Origin of the sequence: Gordonia sp. SGD-V-85 (assembly GCF_001456905.1) — a bacterium.
GTDB lineage: Bacteria > Actinomycetota > Actinomycetes > Mycobacteriales > Mycobacteriaceae > Gordonia > Gordonia hongkongensis.
The window spans coordinates 22,350-33,961 of the sequence record NZ_LNQO01000015.1; the positions used below are offsets into that span (position 1 = coordinate 22,350).

Here is an 11,612-nt window from a genome sequence, read left to right on the forward strand (position 1 = left end):
GTGCCAGTTCAGCCAGCCGTGGTGACGGTGACCTATTTCTCCGGCGATCACCTCGTGACCTTCCTGCGCAGCCTCGACGCCGTCACCGACGTCATGCCGCAGGTCATCATCGCCGACAACGGGTCCGACGACGGCGCGCCCGAGCGGGCCGAGCAGGAGTACGACACGGTCACGCTGGTCCGCACCGGCGGCAACATCGGCTACGGCGGTGCGATGAACCGCGGTGTCGCCGAGCTCGACCCGGATGTCGAGTTCGTGCTCATCTCCAATCCGGATGTCGAATGGAAGCCCGGTGCCATCGACGAGCTGATGGCCGCCGCGCAGCGCTGGCCGCGAGCGGGTTCGCTCGGGCCGCTCATCCGCGAACCCGACGGCTCGATCTACCCCTCGGCGCGGCGCGTTCCCGACCTCGTGTCGGGCACCGGACACGCGATCCTCGGCACGGTGTGGAAGTCCAATCCGTGGACCGCGGCCTACCGCGCGGACGACGAGACACCGTCGGAACGTCCGGTGGGGTGGCTGTCGGGCTCCTGCCTGCTCGTGCGGCGCGAGGCCTTCGACGCCATCGGCGGCTTCGACGCCCGCTACTTCATGTACATGGAGGACGTCGATCTCGGCGACCGCCTCGGCAAGGCCGGGTGGCAGAACGTCTATGTGCCGAGCGCGGAGGTCGTGCACACCAAGGGGCACAGCGCCGGTCGGCATCCGGAGAGGATGCTGCCCGCCCACCACCGCAGTGCCTACCGGTTCCAGGCCGACCGCAATCCGGGACCGTGGCGGGCGCCGCTGCGCCTGGCGTTGCGCATCGGCCTGGAGGTCCGATCCCGGCTCGCCGTGCGCGCGGCGCGACGCGCGTCGGCGAGCGAGAACTCCCGATGAATGCTGAAGTGAACACCAGTCACCTCGAGGAAGGACCCGATCCAGTGGACAACTACACCGTGCGTGAGTCGGTGGAAAGACCGTCCGTGGGGGGATCGGACAACATCAGGGAGGACGTCGAGGCCGTCGTCCTCGTCGGCGGGAAGGGAACCCGCCTGCGCCCACTCACCCTGTCGGCGCCGAAACCGATGCTGCCCACCGCCGGGCTGCCGTTCCTGACCCATCTGCTGTCCCGCATCCGGGCGGCCGGTATCCGCGACATCGTGCTCAGCACCTCGTTCAAGGCCGAGGTCTTCAGCGAGTACTACGGCGACGGTTCGAAGCTGGGCCTGCGCATGCGCTACGTCACCGAAGACGAGCCGCTGGGCACCGGCGGCGGTATCCGCAACGTCCTCGACGAACTGACCGCGAGCACGATCGTGGTGTTCAACGGCGACGTCCTCGGTGGCACCGATGTCGGCGACGTCATCGACAGTCACCGCGCCGCCGACGCCGACGTCACCATCCACCTCGTGCGGGTCAGCGACCCCCGCGCGTTCGGCTGCGTCCCGACCGACGCCGACGGCCGGGTCACCGCGTTCCTGGAGAAGACCCAGGACCCGCCGACCGACCAGATCAATGCCGGCACCTATGTGTTCAAGCGCGAGGTCATCGAATCCATCCCGGCCGGCCTGCCGGTGTCGGTCGAGCGTGAGGTGTTCCCCCGGCTGCTCGTCGAGGGCAGTCACGTCCACGCACACGTCGATCACGCGTACTGGCGGGACATGGGTACGCCCGAGGACTTCGTCCGCGGCTCGGCCGACCTCGTCCGCGGGATCGCGCCGTCGCCCGCCCTGGGGGACCGTCGCGGCGAGTCCCTCGTGCACGAAGGCGCGGGAGTGGGCCCGGGTGCCCTTCTGATCGGCGGCACGGTGGTCGGCCGTGGCGCCGAGGTCGGCCCGCGCGCCCGTCTCGACGGCGCGGTCGTCTTCGACGGCGCCGTGATCGAGGCCGGCGCGGTCGTGGAACGGTCGATCATCGGCTTCGGTGCCCGCATCGGGCCGCGTGCGCTGGTCCGGGACACGGTCATCGGCGACGGTGCTGACATCGGCGCCCGTTGCGAGTTGCTGCGCGGCGCCCGGGTGTGGCCGGGAATCGAGATCCCCGACAACGGGATTCGATTCTCGACGGACGTCTAGTCCAGCAGGAGCGCGGCCGACTAGCGGATCTTCGCGGCGGCGAGCACGCCGGGCCCGAGCGGGATGACCACGGGAAGCAGCTGCTCGTCGTCGGCGATCAGCAGGGCCGCCTCGCGGGCCGCCGCCGTCGGCGGTTCGGTGCGGGCCGGGTCGCCGACCGTTCCGTGCGCGGTCGCGTTGTGGACGACCACGACACCTCCCGGTCGCAACATCCGGACGGCCTCACGCACGAACCGGGGCAGGTCCAGCAGTGGTCCGTCCACGAAGACCAGGTCATAGGACGCGTCGGACAACCGCGGCAGCACCTCGACCGGCGTGCCGTTGATCAGCCGGGTGCGGCCCGGGGCGATGTCGGCGCCGGCGAACGACGCCCGTGCGGCCCGGTGATGTTCGGGCTCGGGATCGATCGTGGTCAGCACGCCGTCGGCCGACATGCCGTTGAGCAGCCAGAGGCCGCTCACCCCGGTGCCGGTCCCGATCTCCACGACGGCCCGCGCATCGGCCGCGCGGGCCAGCAGAGCCAGTAGCGCGCCGACCGCCGGGCTGACCGGTGTCGCGCCGAGCTCCTCGGCGCGAGCGCGGGCGGCGATGACGGCGTCGTCCTCGACGATGGCCGACTCGGCGTAGGCGATCAGGTCGGGGCGTGTGGACGGCGTTGACTCGGTCACGCGTCGAGGTTAGTCCGGCCCCGCGGCGGAACCCGATCCGGCACGCCAGACCTGGGCGAATCCGCTCACGGCGAGACCGCCGACGCATCCTCAGGCAACACTCAGGCGCCTCATACGGCGGCCACACTCCGATAGGAGAGGGTGAGAGCTGTTCCGGTTGGGACAGGTCCCGGGAGGTCGGTGTGAACTCCCTGGCAGCTCGGGAATACCCAGCCGGAATCATCCGTTCGTCTTCGGTGAGTGCTTGGGTCACCGGGTGCGTGTTTCACGAGAGAGGAACCGACCACCGACCATGACCGATCCCCGCGATCCCGCCGACGCCGTGCCCGCCGTTCCGGCGGGCACCGCAGGTTTCGACGCCACCGGCGACGAACTGCTCATGCCGTCCTGGGACGACCTGGTCCGCGAACACGCTGACCGCGTCTACCGTCTGGCCTACCGTCTGTCGGGGAATCAGCACGACGCCGAGGACCTCACGCAGGAGACCTTCATCCGGGTCTTCCGCTCGTTGTCGAACTACCGTCCCGGCACCTTCGAGGGCTGGTTGCACCGCATCACCACCAACCTGTTCCTCGACATGGTCCGTCGCCGCAGCAAGATCCGGATGGAAGCCCTGCCCGAGGAGTACGACCGGGTGCCGGCCGACACCCCGGATCCGCAGCAGGTCTTCGACGCGACGAACCTCGACCCCGACCTGCAGCGCGCCCTGGACTCGCTGGCTCCCGACTTCCGCGCGGCCGTGGTGCTGTGTGACATCGAGGGCCTGTCCTACGAGGAGATCTCCGCCACCCTCGGTGTCAAGCTGGGTACCGTCCGCAGCCGCATCCATCGCGGTCGGCAGAGCATCCGCGACGCACTCGCGGCCCAAGGACACACCAGTAGCCGTTCGGTCGCGCTCGGCTCGCACGCCTGAGGTCGCTGCCGGGAACCCTGCTCCGCCGAGCATCGTTGAGAGTCTCGGATACGCTGAGACGTTGCCTGTGTCACGGGACACGATGCGATCGGAGGCCGCAGCCCGCGGACGCCCGCGCGTTCGGGGGACGGCATCGGATGCCGCCGGTCGGTACCGTGGCAGACAGCAGCAGAGCCCAGTGGCAACACAGGATTCATCGTGCGGCGGTTTCGTCGTGGAGAGGGGTGAACGACGATGATGGACGGCGATCGCGGGCGTCCGACCGGAAGTGGCGGTGTCGAACCGCCGACTCCCAACCTTCGTCGCCGGCGGTCCTCCTGGACCCCAGCCAGGTGGAATACGAACACCTGGAGTCCGGCTCCCTCGTCGTTCCTGCCCAACCGCGGCTACCGCGCGCCGGGTACGGCCGGCGGACGCGGCTTCGCACCCACCGAGCACCTGGCCCCCGAGGCGGTCGCCGCCTTCGTCGACGGCGAGCTCGGGATGTCCGCGCATGCGCGGGCCGCTCATCATCTGGCGCTGTGCCCCGAGTGCGTCACCGCGGTCGAGGCGCAGTCGTTGGCCCGCACCCGACTCCGCGAGTCCGGCCGCGTGTCGATCCCGGACTCCCTCCTCGGTCAGCTCTCCCAGATCCCCACGCGTGAGATCGATCTGAGCTCCGAGCCACCCCGCCCGGCAGGGTTCGGGCCGACCGTGTCGCCCGATGCGCCGACCGACGGCATCCCCGCGGCCCGCGGCCGCGCCTTCCGTCGCCGGGGCCGGTGACCGTGGCCCCCGACGCCGATTCTCCCGATACCGGTGACGCACAGTTCGCGCGGCGCGCCGAACCGCCCGAGTCGCAACGTCTGACGCCGTCGCGGACCCGGCACTCGCCCGTGTCGCCGTCCACCGCGCAGGTGTTCGGCCGCCCGTCGGGTGTGCGCGGCTCGTTCGCCACCTCAGACGGCGACAAGCGGCCGCCCGAGCCGCAGATCGCACCCCCGGACCCGGTGCTCGCCGAGGCCTTCAGCCGGCCGGCCGGATCGAGCGACACCCTGCAGCGGGATCCGCTCGCGACCTACGGCCACACCGAGCAGCCGCAGGCGCCGGACGACCCGTGGCGCGACCCGGAGAGCCCGGCGCGGCTGGACGCACCCGCGCTGGCGTCCGCATCGTCGGACATCCCGACCGAGACCGGCCCCAAGCTCGGTGTCCGCGACATCCTGCTCGGCAATCGCCTGAGCTGGGTCGCCCTGGCCACGCTCGCGGTGATCGCGTTGCTGATCGGGCTCGTCGGCGGGCTGATGGGCCGGTACACCGCCGAGGTGGCCGCGCCGCTCACCAGTGACACGGTCGAGTTGTCCACTGAGGACACCGGCGGCGACGCCGGACCGCGGTCGTCCGTGGCCGAGGTGGCCCGGGCGGTGGAGAAGTCGGTCGTCGCCATCGACGTCCGCGCGGCGGGCGCCTACGCCACCGGGTCGGGATTCGTCATCGACAAAGAGGGTTACATCCTCACCAACAACCACGTCATCTCGATGGCCGCGAACGACAAGAGCGCCAAACTGGAGGTCGTGTTCTTCGACCGTCAGCGGGTCCCGGCGCGCATCGTCGGTCGCGATCCCAAGACCGATCTCGCCGTGTTGAAGGTCAACAATGTCGAGAACCCGACGGTCTCGGTGCTCGGTAGCTCGGGCGACCTGCAGATCGGCGAAGAGGTGGTCGCCTTCGGATCTCCATTGGGGCTCAACCGAACCGTGACAAGCGGCATCGTCAGCGCGACCGACCGTGCCGTGGCGCTGACGCCCGACGCGGAGTCCGACACCGACGCGGTGATCGACGCGATCCAGACCGATGCCGCGATCAACCCGGGCAACTCGGGCGGTCCGCTGGTCAACGGCGAAGCCCAGGTGGTCGGCATCAACACCGCCGGGCGCCTCGGCGCCGGGGGCGGCAACATCGGGCTCGGATTCGCGATCCCCATCGACGAGGCCAAGCCCATCGCGGAGGCGCTGATCCGCGACGGCCGCGTGAACCACCCGCAGATCGGCGTCAACGCCAGTTCGGTGCGCAACGAGCGCGTGCTGGGCGCACAGGTCCGCAACGTCGTCGCCGGCAGCCCCGCCGAACGCGCGGGCATCCGGGAGAACGACGTGATCACCTCGTTCAACAATCGCCCGATCGAGAGCGCCGACGAGCTGAACGTCGCGATCCGAACCGCCAGCATCGGCGAGTCGGTCCCGTTCCAGTACTGGCGGGCGGGTCGCACGTTCAGCGGTACCATCACTCCGGCGAGCGACTAACCACACCACCGCACAGGTCAGGACGAGGCACATGTTCAGCAGCATCGGATGGGGCGAGATAGCGATCCTGGTGGTCGCGGCACTCGTCATCCTCGGCCCCGAACGTCTCCCCGGTGCCGTCTCCTGGACGATGCAGTCGGCCAAGAAGGTCCGTGATTACGCGACCGGTGCGAGCAATCAGCTGAAGGACGAGCTGGGTCCCGAATTCGACGACCTGCGCAAGCCGCTCGCCGACCTCAACGAACTGCGGGGTATGACGCCGCGGTCGATCGTCACGAAACACCTTCTCGACGGCGATGATTCACTGTTCCGGCTGAACGAGAGCGCCACCACGGTCGACCGGAAGACCACCCCGGCGGCGCCAGAGATCAAGCCCGTGTCGGCGCCCCTGTCGTTCGAGAAGCAGGAGAGCGGGAATCAGGACTCCGCCGGCCCGGCGGGATCCGCGGCGTCGGACCGCCGGTCGCGGTCGGGGTCGCGTCCCGCCGCGGCCGACTGGGACGCGACCTGACCGGTCAGGAATTCCGGATGGTGTCGAGTCCCAGACTCATACCCGCCAGGCCGCGCTTACGCGCCGCGAGCTTGCCCGCGATGGCGCGCAGGGCGGAACCGGACGCCGATTCGGGTGCCGACAGCACCACCGGGACACCGGCGTCGCCGCCTTCGCGTAAGGCCGTCTCGAGCGGTACCTGACCCAGCAGGTCGACCTGGGCGCCCACCGCGCGCGTGAGGCGTTGCGCCACCTGCTCGCCGCCGCCGGACCCGAACGGTTCCATGCGGCTGCCGTCGGGCAGTTCCAGCCACGACATGTTCTCGACGACGCCGAGGATCTTCTGCCGCGTCTGCAGCGCGATGGCCCCGGCGCGCTCGGCGACCTCGGCCGCGGCCTGCTGGGGTGTCGTCACCACCAGGATCTCCGCGCCCGGGATGAGCTGCGCGATCGAAATCGCGACGTCACCGGTGCCCGGCGGCAGGTCGAGGAGCAAGACGTCGAGATCGCCCCAGTAGACGTCCGCGAGGAACTGCTGCAGGGCTCGGTGCAGCATGGGACCGCGCCAGGTCACCGGCGTGTTGCCGTCGGTGAACTGTCCGATCGAGATGAAGCGGACGCCGTGGTTGCTGGGCGGCATGATCATGCGTTCGACCTGCGTGGGTTTGGCGTCGCTCCCGAGCATGCGGGGGACCGAGTGGCCGTAGATGTCGGCGTCGAGAACGCCGACGGTGAGCCCGCGTTCGGCGAGCGCCGTGGCGAGGTTGACGGTCACGCTCGACTTGCCGACGCCGCCCTTACCCGACGCGACGGCGTAGACACGGGTCAGTGAGCCGGGCTGGGCGAACGGGATGACCGGCTCGGCCTTGTCCCCGCGGAGCTTCTTGCGCAGCTCGGTGCGCTGCTCGTCGTCCATGACGTCGAGTTCGACGCGGATCGCGCCGACGCCCGGGACGTCGGCGACTGCTGTTTCCACGCGCTGCGAGATCTCGGTGCGCATCGGGCACCCCGATGTCGTGAGGTACACCCCGACGTCGACGCTCGCGTCGTCGTTGATCGTGACCGACTTGACCATCCCGATGTCGGTGATGGGCTTGCCGATCTCGGGATCCTTGACCTTGCCCAGAGCGGCGCGAACTGCCGATTCCGTGGGCGCGACTCCTGTTGTCATCTGGCCCAGACTACCGGCGGCGCCGACGGTTCCGGGCGCAGGTCCTCCGGTGGCGCCGTCAGCGGACGGGAACCGGGGTGCTCGCCCCTCCGGGCCTCTTCGGACCGGCGTTCCCCGCCGGTCCCTGTTGTACCGCCGGGGCCTCCCTCTTGGTGGGCGGGGGAGCGGGCTGGCCCGGGAACAGCGGCGGGATCGACGGCAGGCAGACGATGATGCACGGCGGCGGCGGAGGGCTCGGCCGCCGCGTGGTGGAGGACGACGACGACGACGAGGACGACCCGGACTCCGGCTGCCTGGGCTTGCTGGACGAGCTCGAGCTGCTCGACGGCTTGCGCTTCATCTCCGGGATGGGGTCGGTCGGCATCACGCCCGTCGCGTAGGCCCCGGCCCAGCCGAGGACGTTGGCGACATACTCCATCGAGCGGTTGTACCGCAGCACCGCCGACACGCGAGTGCGCTCGTTCATGATGTCGGTGACGCCGGCGCAGAGATACCGGCCGGCCGAGTACGTGGCGTCGAAGATGTTGTTGGGGTCGGGTTTTCCGTCGCCGTTGGCGTCGGAGCCCCACGCTGCCCACGTGCTCGGGATGAACTGCATCGGGCCCATCGCGCGGTCGTGTCCGGCGTCGCCGTCGATGCGTCCGCCGTCGGTGTCCTTGATGACCGCGTTGCCGGCCAGCGAGCCGTCGAGGACCGGCCCGGCGATCGGGTTGATCGTCGTGCCGTACTGATCGACCGAGCCGTTGCTCGCATGATTGGACTCGATGCGTCCGATGCCGGCCAGCAGGAACCACGGCAGTTTGCAGGCCGCGCTCTCGGCGGCGACGCGGTTGGCGGCCAGCTTGTAGGCCTGGAGTACGACGCCCGGGATCCCCAGCGGGCCCGAGGGGAGGTCGCTCGCGAGCCGGAACTGCGGCGCCGGCAGCGCGGTCGCGGGCTTCTCCGGCGGCGGCGCGAAGCCGAGGAGTGCGCCCGGCGAACCCGCGACGAGTTCGGCCACCATCACGGGGGCATCGGGCTCGACGACGGCCGACGCGACGTTGCCGCCGGAGGCGCTCGACGTCGCGGTCCCCAGGACCAGTGCACCGACCAGACCGCCGCCGACGACCAGCGTCGCGGCGCGTCGTGGGAACGAGGACGGACGGCGCGGACCACGGCGACGGCGGACGAGGTCGAGGGGCCTCACCGGAGGCCTCCTGCACATCGTGCGGCCCCGGGCCGCTGCCCGGTCCTGTTCACTCCGTTGTCAACACACACTTCTGCCCCCGAGAACGCGGCGATGCTCACCCGCGGCCCAGGTCCAGAGCCGCTCACATGGATGTGTCGGAGAATCTCGTCGCGCCGTGACAGACGCCGGGATCCGGTCCGAACTGTGACCCACCATACATATGGGTCTGACGTCCCAGACACGAACCCGGCTTTTGGTGTCAGTGATCCTTGGAACCGCGGCGGCCGGATTCGTCGCCGGCGGGGGCGCCGAGCCGTTCGGTGAGTTCGTCGAGCAGGTCGTCCAGTTCTTTGCGCAGGTAGTCGCGCGTGACGGTGTCGCCGACCGCGAGACGGACCGCGGCGAGCTCCCGGGCCAGGAACTCGGTGTCGGCCTTCGTCTGGGCGGACCGCATCCGGTCCTCTTCCAGCGACACCCGGTCGCGGTTCTCCTGCCGGTTCTGGGCCAGCAGGATCAGCGGCGCCGCGTACGCCGCCTGCGTGGAGAACGCGAGGTTCAGCAGGATGAACGGGTACGGGTCCCACTGGATCGACACCGCGACCAGGTTCAGCACGATCCAGACGATGACGATGACCGTCTGGATCGCCAGATATCGTCCGGTGCCCAGGAACCGGGCGATCCGCTCGCTGTACATCCCGACGACGTCGGAGTCGAGATTGAACGAGATCGTGCGGCGGGTGCTGGGGGTGTCGAGCTTGCGTCCCGGCTCGCTCATCGGATCCGCACCTGGGGGCCGCCCGATGCCGGTTCCGGGCCGCTCCCGACGCCGTACCCGTCGGCCTCGACGACGTCCTCGGGTTCGGTCTCACGCCAGTCGCGCGGCAGGATCTCGTCGAGCAGGTCGTCGACGCTCACCGCGCCGAGCAGGTGGCCGGCCTCGTCCACGACGGGGCCGCAGACCAGGTTGTAGGTCGCGAAATATCTCGTCATCGTCTCCAGGGAGTCCTCGGGATGGAGTTGGGCGAGGTCGGTGTCCAGGATGCCGCCGACCAGGTGCGCGGGCGGTTCCCGGAGCAGGGCCTGCAGATGCACGCATCCGAGATACTTGCCGGTCGGCGTCGAGGTGGGCGGGCGGACGACGAATACCAGACTCGCCGCGGCCGGCGTCAGGTCGGGGTTGCGGACCCGGGCGAGGGCCTCGGCGATGGTGGTCGATGCGGTGACCACGACCGGCTCCGAGGTCATCACGCCGCCCGCGGTGTCGGGGGAGTGCAGCAGGAGTCGGCGGAGGGGCTCGGACTCCACGGGGTCCATCTCCTCGAGGAAGGCCTCGGCCTCGGTGTCGGGCAGTTCGCCGAGGAGGTCGGCGGCGTCGTCGGGGTCCATCGCCTCGAGGATGTCGACGGCGCGGTCGCGTCCGAGCGCGGCCAGCACCTCTTTCTGGTCGTCGGGCGGCAACTCCTGCAGCACGTCGGCGAGCCGTTCGTCGTCCAGGGCCGCTGCGATCTCGTCGCGACGTTTCGCGGGCAGTTCGCGCAGGGCGTTGGCGACGTCGGCCGGGCGCATGCCCTCGAACTGCAGGAGGGCCTGCGCGACTCCTTGTCCGGGCAGGTTCAGCGAGCTCTGGGTGATGCCCTGCACGCTGGACCACTCCACGACCTGTGTCTCGTGGCGCCGGCGCAGGCCGCGACGTCCCGCCCGGATCGCGACGCGGGAGACGACCCAATCGCGGGTCCGGGTCTTCTCGATCCCGAGGTCGATCACCGTCACGTCGGCGTCGGCGAGCTCGGGGAGATCCGGATCGACGACCCGGACGTGGGTGTCGAGGACCTGTCCGATGGCGAGCGCCTCGCCGGGCCGCAGGTGGAGCCGGCGGAGGCTCACGGTGCCGGTGTTGAGGGCCACGGCCTGGGGCTCGATCGCGGTCACCCGCAGCATCGGCACGAAAATTCTACGCCGAGTGGTCAATTCGACCGCGAGACCGAGGACGCGCGGTTGCTGCCCGGACATGCGGATCGAGATCACCACGTCGCGGACGCGTCCGATGGACTCGCCGTCGGGACCAAGGACGGCCAACCCGACTAATCTGGCCACGAACACCTTGCTCACCGACGACATGGGAGTAAGGGTAGTGCCATCGGTGCAGCGGAGGCCGACGGCAGACACGAACGCCCACCGGTGGGAGACCAGTCCCACTGTCGGGTCTCACCGCGACGTTCAGCACTGGAGTCTGACAACAGGGAAGGCCCCGATATGACCAATCCCATGCGCCCGAGCCGCGAGACGCCGGGACTCCCCACCCCGCCCAAGGGCTGGCCGATCGGTTCGTACGGAACCTACGCCGAGGCCCAGCGCGCGGTGGACTTCCTCTCCGACGAGAACTTCACCGTCCAGGACGTCACCATCGTGGGCGTCGATCTGATGCAGGTCGAGCGGGTCATCGGCCGGCTGACGTGGGGCAAGGTGATCGGCGGCGGGCTGGTCTCGGGTGCCTGGCTCGGCTTCTTCTTCGGCTGTCTGGTGGCGCTCGTCTTCGCCGGTTCGCCCATTGCGCCCATCCTGGTGGGCATCGTCGGCGGCATGGTCTTCGGTGTGATCTCCGCGACCATTCCGTACGCGGCGACCCGGGGCCAGCGGGATTTCGCGTCGACCATGCAGCTGGTCGCCGGCCGCTATGACGTGCTGTGCGACCCGAAAAGCGCAGAGAAGGCGCGCGACATGCTCGCCCGTCTCACCTTCTGACGCCGCCTCCCGCGGTCGGACACGGTGCGATCACAATCGCCCGCGGAATGGCACGCCCATGCCGAATGTGTTGCATGTCACGAATCCTCACGTATAGCGTTGCTCTTCGGACGCTCACGGC

At 69.9% G+C, this 11,612-nt stretch carries 12 protein-coding genes; 7 read left to right on the plus strand and 5 right to left on the minus strand.

The annotated features are described in order from the left end of the window. A complete protein-coding gene (locus AS181_RS16825; RefSeq protein ID WP_175404348.1) occupies positions 1-879 on the plus strand; it encodes a glycosyltransferase family 2 protein in 879 nt (292 codons plus the stop codon). Between the two features lie 44 nt (positions 880-923). Beyond that, a complete protein-coding gene (locus AS181_RS16830; protein ID WP_058252707.1) occupies positions 924-2,057 on the plus strand; it encodes a sugar phosphate nucleotidyltransferase in 1,134 nt (377 codons plus the stop codon). A 20-nt stretch (positions 2,058-2,077) separates the two neighbouring features. Here the strand turns inward: AS181_RS16830 and AS181_RS16835 are convergent, their stop codons facing one another. Beyond that, entirely contained in the window at positions 2,078-2,725 is a 648-nt protein-coding gene (locus AS181_RS16835; protein WP_055475035.1) for an O-methyltransferase, read from the minus strand. Between the two features lie 292 nt (positions 2,726-3,017). On the opposite strand from AS181_RS16835, the gene sigE reads away from it, so the two are divergent. The 4 genes from sigE to tatB all read left to right on the plus strand — a co-directional run bounded on the left by sigE (position 3,018) and on the right by tatB (position 6,431). Next, positions 3,018-3,638 (plus strand): RNA polymerase sigma factor SigE, encoded by a 621-nt coding sequence (gene sigE, locus AS181_RS16840; protein ID WP_055475034.1) that lies wholly within the window; start codon positions 3,018-3,020, stop codon positions 3,636-3,638. A 234-nt stretch (positions 3,639-3,872) separates the two neighbouring features. Then, positions 3,873-4,403 carry a hypothetical protein gene (locus tag AS181_RS16845; RefSeq protein ID WP_055475033.1) on the plus strand — a complete coding sequence of 177 codons (531 nt, stop codon included), beginning with the start codon at positions 3,873-3,875 and terminating at the stop codon, positions 4,401-4,403. Between the two features lie 2 nt (positions 4,404-4,405). Next, positions 4,406-5,920 carry a S1C family serine protease gene (locus AS181_RS16850; protein WP_231742515.1) on the plus strand — a complete coding sequence of 505 codons (1,515 nt, stop codon included), beginning with the start codon at positions 4,406-4,408 and terminating at the stop codon, positions 5,918-5,920. Between the two features lie 31 nt (positions 5,921-5,951). Beyond that, the gene (tatB, locus tag AS181_RS16855) at positions 5,952-6,431 is read left to right on the plus strand and encodes a Sec-independent protein translocase protein TatB (RefSeq protein WP_058252709.1); all 480 of its coding nucleotides are present in this window, start codon (positions 5,952-5,954) and stop codon (positions 6,429-6,431) included. Between the two features lie 4 nt (positions 6,432-6,435). On the opposite strand, the gene AS181_RS16860 is transcribed toward tatB, so the two are convergent. The 4 genes from AS181_RS16860 to AS181_RS16875 form a co-directional block, all read right to left on the minus strand. Continuing rightward, positions 6,436-7,581, minus strand: coding sequence for an Mrp/NBP35 family ATP-binding protein (locus tag AS181_RS16860; protein WP_055475030.1), 1,146 nt, complete (start codon positions 7,579-7,581; stop codon positions 6,436-6,438). A gap of 58 nt (positions 7,582-7,639) precedes the next feature. Further along, positions 7,640-8,767 (minus strand): lytic transglycosylase domain-containing protein, encoded by a 1,128-nt coding sequence (locus tag AS181_RS16865; RefSeq protein ID WP_058252710.1) that lies wholly within the window; start codon positions 8,765-8,767, stop codon positions 7,640-7,642. Positions 8,768-9,008: 241 nt separating this feature from the next. Beyond that, the gene (locus tag AS181_RS16870; protein WP_055475028.1) at positions 9,009-9,524 is read right to left on the minus strand and encodes a DUF1003 domain-containing protein; all 516 of its coding nucleotides are present in this window, start codon (positions 9,522-9,524) and stop codon (positions 9,009-9,011) included. Further along, entirely contained in the window at positions 9,521-10,867 is a 1,347-nt protein-coding gene (locus AS181_RS16875) for a magnesium transporter MgtE N-terminal domain-containing protein (RefSeq protein ID WP_058252711.1), read from the minus strand. The genes AS181_RS16870 and AS181_RS16875 overlap by 4 nt, the downstream gene beginning before the upstream one ends. Positions 10,868-11,002: 135 nt before the next feature. Between AS181_RS16875 and AS181_RS16880 the strand changes: the two genes are divergently transcribed. Beyond that, positions 11,003-11,491, plus strand: a complete 489-nt coding sequence (locus AS181_RS16880; RefSeq protein WP_055475026.1) for a general stress protein — start codon at positions 11,003-11,005, stop codon at positions 11,489-11,491. Positions 11,492-11,612: the final 121 nt, after the last annotated feature.

What these genes read in the sequence shown, in the direction of transcription:
- sigE (WP_055475034.1), top strand. Translation starts at nt 3,018, where the DNA reads ATGACCGATCCCCGCGATCCCGCCGACGCCGTGCCCGCCGTTCCGGCG.
- AS181_RS16845 (WP_055475033.1), top strand. Translation starts at nt 3,873, where the DNA reads ATGATGGACGGCGATCGCGGGCGTCCGACCGGAAGTGGCGGTGTCGAA.
- tatB (WP_058252709.1), top strand. Translation starts at nt 5,952, where the DNA reads ATGTTCAGCAGCATCGGATGGGGCGAGATAGCGATCCTGGTGGTCGCG.
- AS181_RS16860 (WP_055475030.1), bottom strand. Translation starts at nt 7,581, where the DNA reads ATGACAACAGGAGTCGCGCCCACGGAATCGGCAGTTCGCGCCGCTCTG.
- AS181_RS16870 (WP_055475028.1), bottom strand. Translation starts at nt 9,524, where the DNA reads ATGAGCGAGCCGGGACGCAAGCTCGACACCCCCAGCACCCGCCGCACG.
- AS181_RS16875 (WP_058252711.1), bottom strand. Translation starts at nt 10,867, where the DNA reads ATGTCGTCGGTGAGCAAGGTGTTCGTGGCCAGATTAGTCGGGTTGGCC.
- AS181_RS16880 (WP_055475026.1), top strand. Translation starts at nt 11,003, where the DNA reads ATGACCAATCCCATGCGCCCGAGCCGCGAGACGCCGGGACTCCCCACC.